Source organism: Bradyrhizobium sp. BRP20 (assembly GCF_020194215.1).
Taxonomy (GTDB): Bacteria; Pseudomonadota; Alphaproteobacteria; order Rhizobiales; family Xanthobacteraceae; genus Bradyrhizobium; species Bradyrhizobium yuanmingense.
Genome location: NZ_JADYVY010000008.1, coordinates 57,593 through 74,227 on the forward strand (window position 1 = coordinate 57,593; position 16,635 = coordinate 74,227).

A 16,635-nucleotide genomic window follows, 5' to 3' on the forward strand; every position below is an offset into this window, starting at 1 on the left:
GATACACATGCGTAACTTCAACGAAAATACGATCACGGATGCGGTGCTGGAGCGGATCGCGGGCGCGACCGACCCGCGCATCAAGCAGGTGAGCGAAGCGCTGGTGCGGCACTTGCACGCCTTCGTCCGCGAGGTGCGGCCCACCCAGAACGAATGGGAGTTCGGCATCGATTTCCTGACCCGCACCGGGCACATGTGCAACGACAAGCGCCAAGAATTCATCTTGCTCTCGGACACGCTTGGCGTCTCCATGCTGGTCGATGCCATCAACCATCCGGTGCCCGAAGGCGCGACCGAGACCACGGTGCTCGGCCCCTTCTTCGTCCAGGCTGCGCCCGAGAAGGACAGCGGCGCTGACATCTCCGGGCCGATGGATGGCGATCCCATGCTGGTCACCGGCTCGGTCTCGACCGTGGACGGAAAGCCGCTCGCCGGCGCGATCGTGGACGTCTGGCATTCCGACGACGACGGCTATTACGACGTGCAGCAGCTCGACAAGATCGGCGATCTCGCGATGCGCGCCCGCTTCCATACCGACGCCAACGGCCGCTTCCATTTCTGGTCGATCAAGCCGGCCGCCTACCCGATTCCGCATGATGGACCGGTCGGCGAGATGCTGGAGGTGCAGGGACGCCATCCCTGGCGCCCGGCGCACGTGCACTTCATGATCTCAGCGCCAGGTTTCGAGCAGCTAGTTACGCACGTGTTCGTTGCCGGCGACCAATATCTCGACAGCGACGTGGTGTTCGGCGTCAAGGACAGCCTGATCCGGGAGTTCGTCCGTCATCCCGCCGGCCGTGCGCCGGATGGTCGCATGGTGGAGCGCGACTATTTTCATCTCAACTATGACTTCGGCCTGAAGCAGCTCGCGAGCAACGCAAGAGCCGCTTAAGCTGAACGACGGACCAACAAGAGTCCGGAGACAGGGAGCAAACGGGAGCTTACGGATGGGACCGCGGGTCAGCACGGACATATTGGCCGAGCGCCTCGCCGGCATGATCGGACCGCGCGCGAGCGTCGCGCGCGGCGTGCTCGATCAGCATGGGCAGAGCGAGTCGCATTATCGCAGCCTGCCGCCGGACATCGTCGTCTTCCCTGAGACGACGCAGGAGGTCGCTGAAATCGTCAAGCTCTGCGCCGGCGCGGGCATGCCGATCGTCCCGTTCGGCGCCGGGACCTCGCTCGAAGGCAATGCGGCCGCGGTCGCCGGCGGCGTCTGCTTCGACTTCGCGCGCATGAACAAGGTGCTCAGCCTGCACGACAGCGACATGGACGTCGTGGTGCAGCCCGGCATCACGCGCAAGCAGCTCAATGCGGAGCTGCGCAACACCGGCTTGTTCTTCCCGATCGATCCGGGCGCCGATGCCTCGATCGGCGGCATGACGTCGACGCGCGCCTCGGGCACGATGGCGGTGCGCTACGGTACCATGAAGGACAATGTCATGGCGCTCGAGGTCGTGCTGGCCGACGGCCGCGTGATCCGTACCGCCCGGCGCGCGCGGAAATCGGCGGCCGGCTACGACCTGACGCGCATGTTCGTCGGTGCGGAAGGCACGCTCGGCGTCATCACGGAGATCACGCTGAAGGTACACCCGGTGCCGCAGGCGATCTCGGCGGCAGTCTGCAGCTTCGACACCCTGCACGATGCGGTGGACACCGCGATCTCCGTGATCCAGTCCGCGATCCCCGTGGCCCGCATCGAGCTGCTCGACGATGTCATGATGCGCGGCATCAATGCCTACGCAAAGCTCGGCTATCGCGAGGCTCCCACCCTGTTCTTCGAATTCCATGGCTCAGAGACTTCCGTCGCCGAGCAGGCCGAAGCCGCGCAGGCGATCGCGGCCGAGCATGGCGGCCATGGCTTTGCCTGGGCTAAGGCGCAGGAAGACCGCAGCCGGCTCTGGCATGCCCGCGACAACACCCTGTACGCCGGCCTTGGCTTGCGGCCCGGCGCGCGCGCTGTGATCACCGACGTCTGCGTGCCGATCTCGCGTCTGGCGGAATGCCTGATCGAGACGCGTCGCGACTCTGACGAGCACGGCTTCACCGCGCCGATCGTCGGCCATGTCGGCGACGGCAATTTCCACATGCTGATCCTGATCGACCCGACACGACCGGAGGAGGTCGAGGGCGCCAAAGCGCTGCAGGCCCGCATGGTCGCGCGCGCCATCGCCATGGACGGCACCTGCACCGGCGAGCACGGCATCGGGCTCGGCAAGATCGACTATCTCACCGACGAGCTCGGCGAGGCCGTGGACGTGATGCGATCGATCAAGGCGGCGCTCGATCCCGACGGATTGATGAACCCCGGAAAGATCTTTTCTGGCAGAGCCACAACATGAGCAACAAGCCATGAGCGACGCGCTCCCGATCGAGGTCACCTCACCCACGCCGCTGCTGGAGCTGCGCGGCATCAGCAAGGAGTTTCCCGGCGTCAAGGCGCTCGACGACGTGTCCTTCGCCGTCTACCCCGGCGAGGTCCATATGCTGCTGGGCGAGAACGGCGCCGGCAAGTCGAGCCTGATGAAAGTGCTGTGCGGCGCCTATCGCGCCGACGCCGGCGAATTCTACTACAAGGGCGAGAAGGTCGCGATCAATTCCACCGCGGATGCGCAGAAGCTCGGCATCGCCGTGATCTTCCAGGAATTCTCGCTGGTCCCCCATCTCGACATCGCCCAGAACATCTTCTTGGGACGCGAGCCGAAGGGCCGCATTCCCGGCACCATCGACCGCCGCAGGATATTGGCTGACGCAAGGCGCGTGCTCGACACCATCGGCTTCGACATCGATCCCGCCACCACCGTCGACAAGCTCGGCGTCGCCCAGCAGCAGATGGTCGAGATCGCCAAGGCGATCAGCCAGAACGCCCGCATCCTCGTCATGGACGAGCCGACCGCGGCGCTGTCCGACCGCGAGACCGAGCTCCTGTTCGCGCTCATCGCGCGGCTGAAGACCGACGGCGTGTCCATCGTCTATATCTCGCACCGCATGGCCGAGGTGTTCGCGCTCGGCGATCGCATCACCGTGCTGCGCGACGGCCGCCGCATCGACGGCGTCCGGCCCGCCGACGTCACGCCGGACCAGCTGGTGCGCATGATGGTCGGCCGCAACATCGACATGACCTATCCGCGCCATTTCGCCGACAAGCCCGGCGAGGTGCTGCTCCAGGTCAAGGGCCTGAGCGCGTCGACCGGCATCTCCGACATCAACATCGAGGTGCGCCGGGGCGAGATCGTCGGGCTGTGCGGCCTGGTCGGCTCCGGCCGCAGCGAGGTCGCCCGCGCCATCTTCGGCGCCGATCCCGTGACCTCGGGCGAGATCATCTTCGATGGTAAGAGCATTTCCGGCGAGCCGGATCTCGCCGCCCGTCGCGGCATCGCGCTGATCCCCGAAAGCCGCAAGAGCGAAGGCCTCGCGCTGCTGCGATCCGTCAGCGACAATCTGGTGGTGTCGGCGCTGAAAAAGCTGTTTCCGAGCGGGCTATTCGACCAACGCTCGGCCCAGCGTACCGCTGACGGTCTGATCCGGCAGCTCCGCATCGCGACACCAAGCGCACGCCAGACCGTCGGCCTGCTCTCGGGCGGCAACCAGCAGAAGGTCGTGATCGGCAAATGGCTCGCCGCCGGCTCGAAGCTCTTCATCTTCGACGAGCCGACACGGGGCATCGACATCGGCGCCAAGTCGGAGATTTTCGCGCTGATCGACCGCCTGGTCGCGGACGGCGCGGCGGCGCTGATGATCTCGTCCGAACAGGTCGAGATCTGCCATGTCTGCGACCGCGCCTATGTGATGCGCGAGGGGCGCATCGCCGGACACCTGACCCGCAACGAATTGACCGAGGAGAACATCGTGCGATTGGGGATGCATCATGCGTGAAGTCGCAGTCGCTTCGGAGCCCAATCCGCTGCAGCGCATTCCCGGCGTTGCCATGGTGCTGGTGCTGCTGATCGCGCTGTTCAGCGTGATCGCGCCCGGCTTCCTGTCGGTCGCCAACCTCTCCAACGTGCTGGTGCAGTCGACCATCCTGACCATGCTCGCGCTGCCGATGACGCTGATCATCATGACGGAGGGACTGGACCTGTCGATGGGCGCGGTGCTGACGCTGACCTCGCTCTGCGTCGCGATCGTGTCGCTTGCGACCAAGTCGATGCTGCTCGGCCTCGGCGCCGGCCTTCTGGTCGGCACGGCCTTTGGCCTCGCCAACGGCTGGCTGGTCGCCATTCTCGGCATACCTCCCTTCGTCGCGACGCTCGGCACGCTCGGCATGGCGCAGGGCCTGTCGCTGATCGTCAGCGACGGCCAGAGCGTGGTCGGCATTCCCCACAGCGTGCGCGACATCTATTCGGCGACGCTGCTCGGCATTCCCGTGCCGATCGTGATGGCGCTGGTGACATATGCGACCTTTCACGGCCTGCTCTATCACACCCGCTTCGGCACCTACATCTTCGCCCTCGGCGGCAACCGCGAGGCGCTGCGCTATGCCGGGCTCTCGCCCAACAGGCTGCTAATCGCGGTCTACGCGATCGGTGGCGCCATGGCCGGAATCGCAGGCCTGTTGATGACCGCACGCATGAACTCCGGCCATCCCACCGCCGGGCTCGGACTCGAATTCGACGCCATCGCGGCCGTCGCCGTCGGCGGCACCTCGTTCGAGCGCGGCAATGGTTGGCTGCTCGGTACGCTGCTCGGGGTCCTTTCCGTCGGCGTGTTGCGCAACGGGCTAAACCTGATCTCGCTGCCCTCCTCGGTGCAGGTCGCCAGCGTCGGCGTGCTCGTCATCCTTGCCCTGTTCCTCGACGGCCTCAGGAGCCGCACATGACCGACATCACCAAGGGCGCCATGGCGCCGCCCCGCTCCTTCCTGTCGCAGGACGCGGTCCAGCTATTCTATCGCCTGCTCGCGGCTTTCCTGATCTGCGCGGTGCTGGCCGTGCTCAGCGATTCCTTCCTGAGCCTCGGCAACATCCTCAACGTGCTGAGGCAGGCAAGCTTGACCTTCTTCATCGCCTCCGGCCTGACGCTGGTGGTGCTGACCGCAGGCCTCGATCTCTCCGTCGGCGCCAATGTCGCGCTGTCCGCCTGCCTCGCCGGTACCGTGATCCACACGACCGGTTCGCCTGCGCTCGGCATCCTCACCGGACTTGCCTGCGGCGGGCTCGTCGGCCTGATCAACGGCGTCATGGTCACGGCGCTCCGCATCCCCTCCTTCATCGCCACCTACGGCATGCTCTGGGTGCTGAACGGCCTCACCTATTGGTACATGGCGGGCGAGACCCTGCACGGCTTCCCGGCCGGCTTCCGCCAGATCGGCAGCGGCTATCTGTTCGGCCTGCCCATTCCGGTCTACCTGCTCCTGGTGTTCCTCGGCATCGGGACGTTCTTCGCGCAGCGCACGGTCTGGGGCCAGGAGATCTACGCGATCGGCGCCAATCCTGTCGCCGCACGACTATCAGGCATTCCCGTCGCGCGCCGCCTGCTGCTGGTCTACGCGGTCTCAGGCACCATGGCGGGACTTGCCTCGATCATCTTCCTGTCGCGGCTCAATTCGGCCGAGGCCGATATCGGCGAGAGCCTGACGCTGCCGGCGATCGCGGCCGTTCTGATCGGAGGCACCTCGCTGTTCGGCGGCGTCGGCACCGTGTTCGGCACCTTCATCGGCGCGCTGATCCTGACCCTGGTGCTGAACGGCATGAACCTGCTCGCGGTCAGCGCCAATTGGCAGCCGCTCGTCACCGGCGTCATCGTCATTCTCGCGGTCTGGCTCGACATGAAGACCCGCCGCCGCGCGCAATGAGTTCCAGCAATCCAACAAGCAAAATGAGGGATGGAGGCAATATGAGAAAGACAATTGGCTATGTGGCGCTGCCGTTGCTGATGGCGACCGCGCTCACCACTGCGGCGCGTGCCGACGGCGAGACCATCGCCGTCTTCACCAAGAACCAGACCAATCCGTTCTTCCAGACGGTGCGGGTCGGCGCCGACAACATGGCGAAGGTGCTGAACGCGAAGACGCTGCAATACATCCCGACCAAGCCGGACTCGATCCCCGAGCAGCTCAGCCAGATCGAGGACGTCGTGGTGAAGAAGCCGAGCGCGATCGTGTTCACGCCGGTCGACTACAAGGCGATGGTCCCCGGGGTCGAGAAGATCAACGAAGCCAAGATCCCGGTCGTCAACATCACCGACCGTTCTGCCGGCGGCAAGTTCCTGTCCTTCGTCGGCGCCGACGATTACAGCCTTGGGCTGGAGACCGCGCGCTTCCTGCTCAAGACGCTCGGCGGCAAGGGCAACATCGTCATCATCGAAGGCGTCAAGGGCTCGCTGACCAATGTCGACCGCGTCCGCGGCTTCAACGACGCGCTGAAGGAAGCCCCCGGCGCCAAGCTTTTGGCCTCGCAGCCCGGCAACTACCAGCGGCTCCAGGCGCTCCAGGTGATGGAGAACTTGATGCAGTCGAATTCGCAGATCGACGGCGTGTTAGCCGCCAACGATGCCATGGCGGTCGGCGCGATCGAGGCGCTCGACGGCGCCAACCGCAAGGCGCAGGTGATCGGCATCAACGGCACCAAGGAGGCGATCGACGCGATCAAGTCCGGCAAGCTGCTGGCGAGCGGCGACTACAACGGCTTTGCGCAAGGCTGCCTCGGCACCATGATGGCGATCCGCTCCTTGCGGGGCCAGCCTGTCATCAGCGAGATCGTGCTGAAGCCGACGGTGATCACCAAGGACAATTACGGACCGTTCGACGTGCCGCTGGAGCAGCGGACCTGCCCCACCTTCGAGGACGCCGGCAAGCTCAGCGCGAAGTAGGCCATCCCCCCACATCAAGACCGGACGGCCGCAGCCCGCGGCCGTCCCAAGAATGAAGCCAAGAAACGGAGACAGCATGCTGTTCGCCATTCACGCCCTCGACCGCACCGGCGCGTTGCCGACCCGGCTCGCCAATTACGATGCCCACAAGGCTTTCCTCAGCGACACCTCGCGCTTCGGCGTCAAGATCGTGATGTCCGGTCCGCTCGTCTCCGACGACGGCCAGACCATGATCGGCAGCCTGTTCCTGATCGAGGCCCCTAGCCGTAGCGAGGTCGAGGCCTTCAATCGCGCCGATCCGTTTGCCGCGGCCGGCATCTGGGACAAGGTGACGATCACCGGCTTCCTGCGCCGGCAGGGTTGAGGGTCCGCCACGACAAAGTGCGAAAACAACCCCATGCACAGTAGAACGGGGCTTGTTTTCGCTTACGAATTTCCGATGCACCGCGCGACCTCGCATCCGAGGCCAATGCCGACCCGGATCGGCGGTGGATTTTGACTCGTCGGGCAAAACAGGGGCATAATGTAATCATCACCCGATGTCAGTTGCGCCCGCCATCCAGGCACCTGCCCAGCGTCGGCGCGGTGTGCGACGCGGACTGGAGTCAGGTCCTTAACCGCTGACTGCCGGCGCAGCCTCTTCCAGGTGACACGCCACCCACTGCTCGGGTCCCGTCGCGCGCAGCGGCGGCTCCTCGGTCCGGCAGCGGTCGAACACGAACGGACAGCGGGTGTGGAAGCGGCATCCCTTCGGCGGGTTGATCGGGCTCGGCACGTCGCCCTTGAGGATGATGGGATTGCGCGGGGCTCCGGGCTCCGGCAGCGGCACGGCCGAAAGCAGCGCCTTAGTGTAGGGATGCCTTGGCGCGGCAAAGATCTCGCGGCGCGGGGCCACCTCGACGATCTTGCCGAGATACATCACGGCGACGCGATGGGTCATGTGCTCGACGATGGCGAGATCGTGGCTGATGAACAGCAGCGCGAGACCGAATTCGCGCTGGAGATCCTGCAAAAGATTGACGATCTGCGCCTTGACCGAAACGTCGAGCGCGGAGACCGCCTCGTCGCAGACGATCAGCTCGGGTTCGGCCGCGAGCGCCCGCGCGATGCCGATGCGCTGACGCTGGCCGCCGGAGAATTCGTGCGGCCTGCGGTTCAGCGCTTCGCGCGGCAGGCGCACCGTGTCCATCAGCGATGTGACACGAACCTCGAGATCCTCCGCGGACTTGGCGAGGCCGAAATTGCGGATCGGCTCGGCGAGAATGTCGCGCACGCGCATGCGCGGATTGAGGCTGGAGAACGGGTCCTGGAACACGACCTGCACGCGGCGGCGCATCTGGCGCATCGTGCCCGGTGCGGCGTCGTCGATCCTCTGGCCGTCGAGGATGACCTGGCCCGAGGTGATCTCGAACAGTCGCAGGATGGCGCGGCCGACCGTCGATTTTCCGCAGCCGGACTCGCCGACCAGGGACAGCGTCTCGCCGCGCGCGATCTCGAACGACACGCCGTCCACCGCGTAGACGAATTCGGACTTGCGGCCGAACAGGCCGCTCTTGACCGGAAAATGTTTCTTGAGGTCGTTGACCTGGAGCAGCGGAGGACTCATGCCGCGACGGCTCCCTTGGCGGCGTAATGGCAGGCGGCGACGTGGCGCGGGCCCTTCTCTTCAAGTCCGGGCGCATATTGCCGGCACACGTCGGTCGCGAGCGCACAGCGGCCGGCGAAGACGCAGCCGATAATGGGCTTGCGGAGATCCGGCACTTGCCCCGGGATCTCGGCAAGGCGGGTCGCGGTGCCCGCGAGCGAGGAGCCGAGCTTCGGCACCGCGCCCAACAGGCCTTGCGTATAGGGATGACGCGGGGATCGGAACAGCTCGGCCACCGGCGCCTCCTCGACCTTGCGGCCGGCGTACATCACCATAACGCGCTCGGCGATCTCGGCGACGACGCCGAGATCGTGGGTGATCAGGATGATGGCGGCGCCTACCCGGCGCTTCAGGTCCAACATCAGCTTGAGGATCTGCGCCTGGATCGTCACGTCGAGCGCGGTGGTCGGCTCGTCGGCAATGAGAAGCTTGGGATTGCAGGCCAGCGCGACCGCGATCATCACGCGCTGGCGCATGCCGCCGGACAGCTGATGCGGATATTCGCCGACGCGCCGTTTCGGCTCGGGAATGCCGACCAGTGTCAGCATCTCGACCGCATGCGCCTCCGCCGCCTGCTTGTCGAGGCCTTGATGGATCATCAAGGTCTCGCGGATCTGGCGGCCGACGGTGAGCACCGGGTTCAGGCTCGTCATCGGTTCCTGAAAGATCATCGAGATGTCGTTGCCGCGGATCGCGCGCATCTCGCGATCGGACAGTTTCAGCAGATCCCTGCCCGCGAAGCGGATGCTGCCTGCGATCCGGCCCGGCGGCTCCGGAATCAGCCGCATCAAGGACATCGATGTCACCGACTTGCCGCAACCGGACTCGCCGACGATGGCGAGCGTCTCACCCTCGTTGATATGGAAGGATACCCCGTCGACCGCGCGGTTGATGCCGCCGGGCGTGCGGAAGTGGGTCTGGAGGTTCTCGACTTCGAGCAAAGCCATCGCAATCAGCCTCGATCCAACACAGACAACATCACAGGCTTTTGGCCATGCGCGGGTCCAGCGCATCGCGAAGACCGTCGCCGAGCAGATTCACGGCGAGCACGGTGACGGACAGGAACGCCGCCGGGAAGAACACGATGTAGGGCTTCACCTGCCAGAGCGCGCGGCCCTCGGCCATGATGTTGCCCCAGGACGGGATGGTCGGCGGCGTGCCGGCGCCGATGAAGGACAGGATCGCCTCCGTGATCATGGCGCTGGCGCAGATGTAAGTTGCCTGGACCAGCATCGGCGCAACCGTGTTGGGCAGGATGTGGCGCAGGATGATCATCGGCGTGCGCGTGCCGCAGGCCACGGCCGCGTCCACATAGGGCTGCTCGCGCAAGGACAGCACGACGCTGCGGACGAGGCGCGAGACGCGCGGAATCTCGGCGATGGTGATCGCCAGGATGACGTTGCCGACGCTGCCGCGCGTCAGGGCCATGAGCGCGATCGCCAGCAGGATCGGCGGGATCGACATCAGCCCGTCCATGAACCGCATCAGGATGCCGTCGGCCCAGCGGATGAAGCCGGAGACCATGCCGATGGCAAGGCCGATCGCCGAGGCGCAGATCGCGACCGACAGGCCGACCGTGAGCGAGACGCGCGCGCCGAACAGCACGCGCGAATAGATGTCGCGGCCGAGCACGTCGGTGCCGAACCAGAAATCGGCCGACGGCGCGCGGGTGCGCTTGGCGGGCGCAAGCGCGGTCGGATCGACCGTGCCGAGGTATGGCGCAAAGATCGCGATCAGCACCAGCATCAGCAGCAGCGCGCCGCCGATCGCGACCGTCGGGTGGCCGCGCAGGAGGCCGACGAAGCCGCGCCGTATCCTGACCGGCCGCAGGATCTCGGGCAGTTGCGGCGCAAGGACGAGGCCGGCCGGAAGCGAATGCGGATTAACGGTGGTGTCGGTCAATAGCGGATCCTCGGGTCAACGAGCGTGTAGACGACGTCGATCATCAGATTGACGAGGACGTAGACGAAGCTGAACAGCAGCACGATGCCCTGAATCACCGGATAGTCACGGCGCAGGATGGCATCGATGGTGAGGCGGCCAAGGCCGGGGATCGCGAACACGCTCTCGGTGACGACCGCGCCGCCGATCAGGAGCGCGATGCCGATCCCGATCACGGTGACGATCGGCACCGCCGCGTTCTTCAGGGCGTGAATGAACAGGATGCCGCCCTGCCCGAGGCCCTTGGCCTTGGCGGTGCGGATATAGTCCTGCTGCAGCACTTCGAGCATGGCTGCCCGCGTGATGCGGGCGACCAGCGCGATGTAGACGCAGCCGAGCGCGATCGCCGGCAGGATCAGGTTTTCTAGCCATGGCCAGAAACCCTGGGCCAGCGGCGTGTAGCCCTGCACCGGCAGCCATTCCAGCTCCAGCGCGAAGATGTAGGCGAGCATGTAGCCGACCACGAAGACCGGCAGCGAGAATCCGAACACGGCAAAGCCCATGATGACGCGATCGATCAGGCTGCCGGCCTTCCATGCCGCCACCACGCCGAGCGGCACCGCCACCACGATCGTCAGCAGCAGCGTGACGATCATCAGCGACAGCGTCGGTCCGAGACGCTGCCCGATCATCGCCGAGACCGGCAGGTTGGTGAAGATCGAGGTGCCGAGATCGCCGTGCAGGATGCGCCAGACCCAGCCTCCGAACTGGACCAGGAAGGGCCGGTCCAGCCCGAGGCTCTGGCGGATGCGCTCCACATCCTCCGGGCTTGCCTGATCGCCCGCGATCACCACGGCCGGATCGCCGGGCGCGATGTAGAGCAGGCTGAACACGAACAGCGCGACGATGGCCATGACCGGCAAGGTCGCGACGATGCGACGGAGGATGTAGGAGAGCATCTGGCCTCAGCGCACGATCATGCGGACTTCGACACGCCCCAGAAGAACGGCAGCGGTCCCTTGGCAACGCCGGAGACGTTCTTGCGCCAGGCGGTGTAGCTCAGGAAGAAACCCGTGGGCGCGTAGACGACGTCATCGATCGCAGCCTTGTTGAGGCGGCCCATGGCGGCCTTCTCTTCGTCGACGTTCTTGGCCTCGAACCACGAGGCGACCTCCTTTTCGGTGGCCGCGCTGGTGGGCCAGCCGAACCAGGCCTTGTCGCCGTTGGCACGGATGGCGGTGTAGGGAGCCGGATTGACGCAATCCGCGCCTGCGTGCCAGGTGTGGAACATGTTCCAGCCGCCCTGTCCCGGAGGCGTCTTCTGTGCGCGGCGGGAGCCGACGGTGCCCCAATCGGTTGCGACGAAATCGACATTCATGCCGAGCTTCTTGAGAAGGTCGGCGGTGACGTCGCCCATTGCCTTGGTGATCGGTTGGTCCTGCGCGACGAGGCAGGTCACCGGCTGGCCGGAATAGCCGCTCTCGGCGAGCAGCTTCTTGGCGGCGTCCAGATCGCGCTTGCCCTTCAGGATCTCGCCGCCCACTTCGGTGTAGAGCGGCGTATCCGGCGTGAAGAAGCCGGGCAGCGGCTTCCACAGCGAATTGTCGTCGCCGACGATCGCGCGCATGTAGTCTTCCTGGCTGAGCGCCATCAGCACCGCACGCCGCGCCTTGACGTCGTTGAACGGCGGATACAGGAAGTTCATGCGGAACGAGCCGATATTGCCGAGGGGATCGCCGATATCGACGCTGATATTCTTGTTCTTCTTCAGAACCGGAACGAGATCCGCGATCGGGTTCTCCCACCAGTCGATCTCACCGTTCTGCAACGCGGCCGCCGCGGTTGCCGGATCCGGCATGATCACCCACTCGACGCGGTCGACCATCACCTGCTTGCCGCCAGCAAGCCAGGACGCCTTCTCCTGCCGCGGTGAATAGTCGGCGAATTTCTCGAACACGGCCTTCGCACCGGGGACCCACTCGCTCTTGGCGAACTTCAGCGGACCGGAGCCGATATATTCAGAAATCTGCTTGAACGGATCGGTCTGCGCGATGCGCTCCGGCATGATGAAGCTGCAAGGCGAATTGTTCTTGCCGAGCGCATAGAGCAATTTCGGGAAAGGCTGCTTCAGCACCCATTTGAAGGTGCGGTCGTCGACGGCCGTGAGCTCCTGCTGGAGCGCCTTGATCATCAGGCCCATCGGATCGCGCGCCGACCAGCGCGTCAGGCTTGCCACGACGTCCTTGCTGAGCACCGGCTCGCCATCGTGGAATTTGAGGCCGGGCCGCAGCTTGAACGTCCAGGTGGTGCCGTCGTCGGTCACTTCCTCGGACTCGACCATCTGCCGCTGCGGCCGGAACGAGGAATCGATGCCGTAGAGCGTGTCCCAGACCATCGCGGCGGCATTGCGCACGACATATTGCGTGCCCCAGATCGGGTCGAAATTGGCGAGATTGGCCTGGGGCACGAATCGCAGGGTGCGCGCCGCCGCACCCTGGGCGATCGCCGGGGCCGACAGGCCACCCGTCAACGCCAGACTGCCCGCGCCAGCCAGTCCCTTCAATACCGTCCTGCGATCCATGAAGTCCTCCCAGAGATGCCGTGATGCCAGCTATTCATTGGCAAAGGGCAAGTGAAACCGAACCCATTTGCAAGCAAATGGTATGCCACTAAATGCGGCTTCGCCAGCGGGATCTCGCCATTTGGCGGCCCAGGAATACGAGTTCGGGGTTCACAGAGCGGCCGCCAGCGTCGGCCCGGTCTCGATATGCGGGATCGCCTCGACCAGTTTGCGCGTGTAGTCGGTCTTTGGATTGTCAAACAGCGCCCGGCTCTCGCCCTGCTCCACGATGCCGCCGTTGCGCAGCACGATGGTGCGGTCGCACAGCATGCGCACGACATTGAGATCGTGGCTGACGAACAGCAGCGCAATGTCGTTCTCGCGCCTGAGGCGATCGAGCAGCTGCAGCACAACCGCCTGCACCGAGACGTCGAGCGCGGCGGTCGGCTCGTCCAGCACCAGCAGCCGCGGCCGGCAGGCGATGGCGCGGGCAATGCCGACGCGGGCCTTCTGCCCGCCGGAGAGCTGATGCGGAAACCGCGGCAACAGATCGAGCGGCAGTCCGACCCGCTCGGCGCTTTCTTCCACCCGTTTGCGCAAGCCTTCGCCCGCGCGCATGCCGTCGAGCCGCATCAAGGGATGGGCAATGCAATCGAACGCCGTAAAGCGCGGGTTGAGGCTCTCGTTGGGGTCCTGAAAGACCATCTGGATGTCTTTGCGTAACGGCGAGCGGTGGAAATCGCGCGCCGCCACGTGCCCGATCGACTGCCCGTCGAACACGATGTCGCCCTCGCTCGGATCGATCAGGCGGCAGATCATGCGTGAGGTCGTGCTCTTGCCCGAGCCGGACTCGCCGACCAGCCCGACACTCTCGCCGCCCGCCATCGTCATCGAGAAGTCGGCAACCGCAGCAGCGCCCTGATCGAAACGCTTGGCGAGCTTGCGCACTTCCAGGAGCGGCGGCGTGCCGTGCGCTCGCTCCTGCCTGGGCCTGGTGACGACGTTGGCGTAACGCTCTCTGTCCTCCTCCGTCACGAGATCTTCGATCCGTGACGTCGCCGTCGGCGACGCCGCAACCAGGCGCCTCGTATAGGCGTGCTGCGGCGCACTGAAGAGAATGCCGGGGCTCGCCTCCTCGACGATGCGGCCGCGCTCCATCACGGCGATGCGGCGGCAATAGCGCGCCGCAAGGCCGAGGTCGTGCGTGATCAGGATCGTGGCCATGCCTCGCGCGGCGGCAATGTCTGCCAGCAGATCCATCACCACCTTCTGCGTGGTGACGTCGAGGCCGGTGGTCGGCTCGTCCGCGATGAGCAGTGCAGGATTGCAGGAGATCGCGATCGCGATCATGACGCGCTGGCACATGCCGCCGGAGAGCTCGTGCGGATAGGCGTTCATCCGCGCCTCGGGATCGCGGATCTGAACGGCGCGCAGCAGGTCCAGCGCCTCGGCACGCGCGGCCTCTTTCGAGATACGCTTGTGGGTGAGGATCGCGTCCGCGATCTGCAGGCCGATCGCGCGGATCGGGTTGAGCGCCGCCCGCGGATTCTGGAAGATCATCGACATCGCCGCGCCCTGCAGCTGTCGCAGATCATCGCCGCGGAGCTTGGTGACGTCCTGCCCGCGGAACAGGATCTTGCCGCCGGTGACGCGGCCGGCTGCATCGAGCAGCCGCGTCGTCGCAAAGCCGGTGACCGACTTGCCCGAGCCGCTCTCGCCGACGAGGCCGAGCATCTCGCCGGCCTTGACGGTGAGCGTGACGCCGCGCACGGCCTCGACCATGCCCCGCCGCGTCGAGAACGCGACGTGGAGGTCGTCGATCCTGAGCAGGTCCTCGCTCATGTGCGCATCCGGGGATCGAGAATGTCCCGCATGCCGTCGCCGAGGAGGTTGAAGCACAGCACGGCCAGCATCAGTGCGAGGCCGGGAAAGGCCACCAGCCACCAGCGTCCGGTGGAGATGAAGCGCGCGCCTTCCGCGACCATGATGCCCCATTCCGGCGTCGGCGGCTTGACGCCGAGACCGATGAAGGACAGGCCGGCGGCATTGAGAATGGCCCAGCCGAGATTGAGCGAGATCTGCACCGCCATCGCCGGCAGGATGTTCGGCAGCAGGAAGCGCAGCACCACCGAGAAATGGCTCTCGCCGCAGGCGCGCGCAGCCTCGACCCAGCCGACATTGCGGCGGACGTTGACCTCGGCGCGCGCGAAGCGGATGTAGAACGGAAGATTGATGATCGCGGTCGCGATCACGATGTTCTCGATCCGGTTGCCGAGCGCGGCGACCATCGCCATTGCCAGCACGAACAGCGGAAAGGCCATCATCACGTCGACGAAGCGGCCGACGGCGCGATCGAGCCGTCCGCCGGCATAGCCGCAGAACGCGCCGACGACGGCCCCGATCACGAAGGAGATGCCAACCGCGGAAACCGCGATGGCAAGGTCGAGCCGTGCAGCGATGATGAGACGGCTGAACACGTCGCGGCCGAGCTGGTCCGTGCCGGCAATGTGCGCCGCACTCGGCGGCAGCAGGGCCTCCGACACGTTCGAGGCCACGGGGTCGTAAGGCACGATCCACGGTCCGAAGATCGCGACCAAGACGAACAGCGTCACCCCGGCCGCGGCCACCGCCGTGAGCGGATTGCCGCGCAGGATCCAGACCGAATGGCGAAGTGTGGCGCTGGTCATTCGATCGACACCCTGGGATCGGCGATGCCGTAGCAGATGTCCACGACGAGATTGACCAGCACGAACAGGCTGGCCATCAGCAGCACGAAACCCTGCACCGGCGCATAGTCGGAGGACAGCAACGCGTCGAGCGCATAAGAGGCCACGCCCGGCCAGGAGAACACTTTCTCCACCAGCACGTTGCCGCCCAGCATGGTCGAGAACACGATGCCGGCGATGGTGATGACGGGCAGGATCGCATTGCGGAGCGCATAGGTGACGACCACCTTGCGCCAGGACAATCCGACCGAGCGCGCAGTGCGCACGAAATCGCTGCCGAGCGAGACCAGCATCGAGGCCCGCGTGATCCGCGCCAGCGGCGCGATCACGAACAGCGCCATGCTCACCGCCGGCAGGATCAACTGCCTGCAGGCCGCCCACCAGCCCTCGACGTCGCCGGCGAGCAGGAAATCGATCGAGAGGAAGCCGGTGCGCTGCGGCGGCAGCGAGGTGAAGACGTCGATGCGCCCGGTCGGATCAGGGGCCAGCCCGAACAGATAATAGAAGACATAGATCAAGAGCAGGCCCGAGACGAAGGTCGGCACGCAGACGCCGAGTGCGCAGAACAGCCGCACGCCGTGATCGATGATTGATCCCGGCCGCAGCGCCGCCAGCACCCCAAGCGGCACGGCCGCGATGAGCGCGATCAACAGTGCGGTGAAGGTGAGCTCGAGCGAGGCCGGCAATCGCTCGCGCAGGTCCTTCAGCACCGGCTGTCCCGTCATCATCGAGCGGCCGAGATTGCCGTGGCCGATGTCGGAGAGATAGAACACGAGCTGCTCCGGCACGGATTTGTCGAGCCCCATCTGCTTGCGGATCTGCTCGATCTCCTCCTTGCCGGCATTGGGCCCCGAGGCGAAGAACACCGCGGGGTCGCCGGGCAGGACGCGCATCAACAGGAAGGTGAAGACCAGCACACCGAACAGTGCCGGCAGCGACGACAAGAGCCGCCTGCCCGCCCGCACCATCGTTGCACCAAGACCGGTCGTCACCATTCAGGGTCCCTGCTCGCCG

Annotated in this window: 15 protein-coding genes; 7 read left to right on the forward strand and 8 right to left on the reverse strand. The window is 65.7% G+C overall.

Annotation, left to right across the window (positions count from 1 at the left end; translation table 11 throughout):
- Positions 1 to 7 precede the first annotated feature (7 nt).
- The 7 genes from I6F33_RS19945 (at position 8) to I6F33_RS19975 (ending at position 7,173) form a co-directional block, all read left to right on the forward strand.
- Positions 8 to 892, forward strand: a complete 885-nt coding sequence (locus tag I6F33_RS19945) for an intradiol ring-cleavage dioxygenase (RefSeq protein ID WP_225143867.1) — start codon at positions 8 to 10, stop codon at positions 890 to 892.
- A gap of 55 nt (positions 893 to 947) precedes the next feature.
- The gene (locus tag I6F33_RS19950) at positions 948 to 2,342 is read left to right on the forward strand and encodes an FAD-linked oxidase C-terminal domain-containing protein (RefSeq protein WP_225143868.1); all 1,395 of its coding nucleotides are present in this window, start codon (positions 948 to 950) and stop codon (positions 2,340 to 2,342) included.
- 10 nt (positions 2,343 to 2,352) lie between these two features.
- Entirely contained in the window at positions 2,353 to 3,876 is a 1,524-nt protein-coding gene (locus tag I6F33_RS19955) for a sugar ABC transporter ATP-binding protein (protein WP_225143869.1), read from the forward strand.
- Positions 3,869 to 4,819: an ABC transporter permease gene (locus tag I6F33_RS19960; RefSeq protein WP_225143870.1), complete on the forward strand. Its 951-nt coding sequence runs from the start codon at positions 3,869 to 3,871 to the stop codon at positions 4,817 to 4,819. Before I6F33_RS19955 ends, I6F33_RS19960 begins: the two co-directional genes overlap by 8 nt.
- Complete coding sequence (locus tag I6F33_RS19965) at positions 4,816 to 5,793, forward strand: ABC transporter permease (RefSeq protein WP_036005199.1); 978 nt, start codon at positions 4,816 to 4,818, stop codon at positions 5,791 to 5,793. The genes I6F33_RS19960 and I6F33_RS19965 overlap by 4 nt, the downstream gene beginning before the upstream one ends.
- 41 nt (positions 5,794 to 5,834) lie before the next feature.
- Positions 5,835 to 6,809, forward strand: coding sequence for a sugar ABC transporter substrate-binding protein (locus tag I6F33_RS19970; protein ID WP_036005202.1), 975 nt, complete (start codon positions 5,835 to 5,837; stop codon positions 6,807 to 6,809).
- A gap of 76 nt (positions 6,810 to 6,885) precedes the next feature.
- The gene (locus I6F33_RS19975) at positions 6,886 to 7,173 is read left to right on the forward strand and encodes a YciI family protein (RefSeq protein ID WP_036005205.1); all 288 of its coding nucleotides are present in this window, start codon (positions 6,886 to 6,888) and stop codon (positions 7,171 to 7,173) included.
- A 249-nt stretch (positions 7,174 to 7,422) separates the two neighbouring features.
- Here the strand turns inward: I6F33_RS19975 and I6F33_RS19980 are convergent, their stop codons facing one another.
- The 8 genes from I6F33_RS19980 to I6F33_RS20015 all read right to left on the reverse strand — a co-directional run bounded on the left by I6F33_RS19980 (position 7,423) and on the right by I6F33_RS20015 (position 16,613).
- Positions 7,423 to 8,415, reverse strand: coding sequence for an ABC transporter ATP-binding protein (locus I6F33_RS19980; protein WP_225143872.1), 993 nt, complete (start codon positions 8,413 to 8,415; stop codon positions 7,423 to 7,425).
- On the reverse strand, positions 8,412 to 9,401 hold the full coding sequence (locus tag I6F33_RS19985; RefSeq protein ID WP_225143874.1) for an ABC transporter ATP-binding protein: 990 nt from the start codon (positions 9,399 to 9,401) through the stop codon (positions 8,412 to 8,414). The genes I6F33_RS19980 and I6F33_RS19985 overlap by 4 nt, the downstream gene beginning before the upstream one ends.
- Positions 9,402 to 9,432: 31 nt before the next feature.
- On the reverse strand, positions 9,433 to 10,356 hold the full coding sequence (locus I6F33_RS19990) for an ABC transporter permease (RefSeq protein ID WP_036034858.1): 924 nt from the start codon (positions 10,354 to 10,356) through the stop codon (positions 9,433 to 9,435).
- Positions 10,353 to 11,294, reverse strand: coding sequence for an ABC transporter permease (locus tag I6F33_RS19995; RefSeq protein ID WP_036023577.1), 942 nt, complete (start codon positions 11,292 to 11,294; stop codon positions 10,353 to 10,355). The genes I6F33_RS19990 and I6F33_RS19995 overlap by 4 nt, the downstream gene beginning before the upstream one ends.
- Before the next feature lie 17 nt (positions 11,295 to 11,311).
- Positions 11,312 to 12,916 (reverse strand): ABC transporter substrate-binding protein, encoded by a 1,605-nt coding sequence (locus tag I6F33_RS20000; protein ID WP_109145850.1) that lies wholly within the window; start codon positions 12,914 to 12,916, stop codon positions 11,312 to 11,314.
- A gap of 150 nt (positions 12,917 to 13,066) precedes the next feature.
- Complete coding sequence (gene nikE, locus I6F33_RS20005) at positions 13,067 to 14,737, reverse strand: ABC transporter ATP-binding protein (RefSeq protein ID WP_225143877.1); 1,671 nt, start codon at positions 14,735 to 14,737, stop codon at positions 13,067 to 13,069.
- Positions 14,734 to 15,582 carry an ABC transporter permease gene (locus I6F33_RS20010; protein WP_036005271.1) on the reverse strand — a complete coding sequence of 283 codons (849 nt, stop codon included), beginning with the start codon at positions 15,580 to 15,582 and terminating at the stop codon, positions 14,734 to 14,736. The genes nikE and I6F33_RS20010 overlap by 4 nt, the downstream gene beginning before the upstream one ends.
- Positions 15,579 to 16,613, reverse strand: coding sequence for an ABC transporter permease (locus tag I6F33_RS20015; RefSeq protein ID WP_225144061.1), 1,035 nt, complete (start codon positions 16,611 to 16,613; stop codon positions 15,579 to 15,581). The genes I6F33_RS20010 and I6F33_RS20015 overlap by 4 nt, the downstream gene beginning before the upstream one ends.
- Positions 16,614 to 16,635: the final 22 nt, after the last annotated feature.

What these genes read in the sequence shown, in the direction of transcription:
- I6F33_RS19975 (WP_036005205.1), top strand. Translation starts at nt 6,886, where the DNA reads ATGCTGTTCGCCATTCACGCCCTCGACCGCACCGGCGCGTTGCCGACC.
- I6F33_RS19995 (WP_036023577.1), bottom strand. Translation starts at nt 11,294, where the DNA reads ATGCTCTCCTACATCCTCCGTCGCATCGTCGCGACCTTGCCGGTCATG.
- I6F33_RS19965 (WP_036005199.1), top strand. Translation starts at nt 4,816, where the DNA reads ATGACCGACATCACCAAGGGCGCCATGGCGCCGCCCCGCTCCTTCCTG.
- I6F33_RS19950 (WP_225143868.1), top strand. Translation starts at nt 948, where the DNA reads ATGGGACCGCGGGTCAGCACGGACATATTGGCCGAGCGCCTCGCCGGC.
- I6F33_RS19960 (WP_225143870.1), top strand. Translation starts at nt 3,869, where the DNA reads ATGCGTGAAGTCGCAGTCGCTTCGGAGCCCAATCCGCTGCAGCGCATT.
- I6F33_RS19970 (WP_036005202.1), top strand. Translation starts at nt 5,835, where the DNA reads ATGAGAAAGACAATTGGCTATGTGGCGCTGCCGTTGCTGATGGCGACC.
- nikE (WP_225143877.1), bottom strand. Translation starts at nt 14,737, where the DNA reads ATGAGCGAGGACCTGCTCAGGATCGACGACCTCCACGTCGCGTTCTCG.
- I6F33_RS19955 (WP_225143869.1), top strand. Translation starts at nt 2,353, where the DNA reads ATGAGCGACGCGCTCCCGATCGAGGTCACCTCACCCACGCCGCTGCTG.
- I6F33_RS20000 (WP_109145850.1), bottom strand. Translation starts at nt 12,916, where the DNA reads ATGGATCGCAGGACGGTATTGAAGGGACTGGCTGGCGCGGGCAGTCTG.
- I6F33_RS19945 (WP_225143867.1), top strand. Translation starts at nt 8, where the DNA reads ATGCGTAACTTCAACGAAAATACGATCACGGATGCGGTGCTGGAGCGG.
- I6F33_RS19985 (WP_225143874.1), bottom strand. Translation starts at nt 9,401, where the DNA reads ATGGCTTTGCTCGAAGTCGAGAACCTCCAGACCCACTTCCGCACGCCC.
- I6F33_RS19980 (WP_225143872.1), bottom strand. Translation starts at nt 8,415, where the DNA reads ATGAGTCCTCCGCTGCTCCAGGTCAACGACCTCAAGAAACATTTTCCG.
- I6F33_RS20010 (WP_036005271.1), bottom strand. Translation starts at nt 15,582, where the DNA reads ATGACCAGCGCCACACTTCGCCATTCGGTCTGGATCCTGCGCGGCAAT.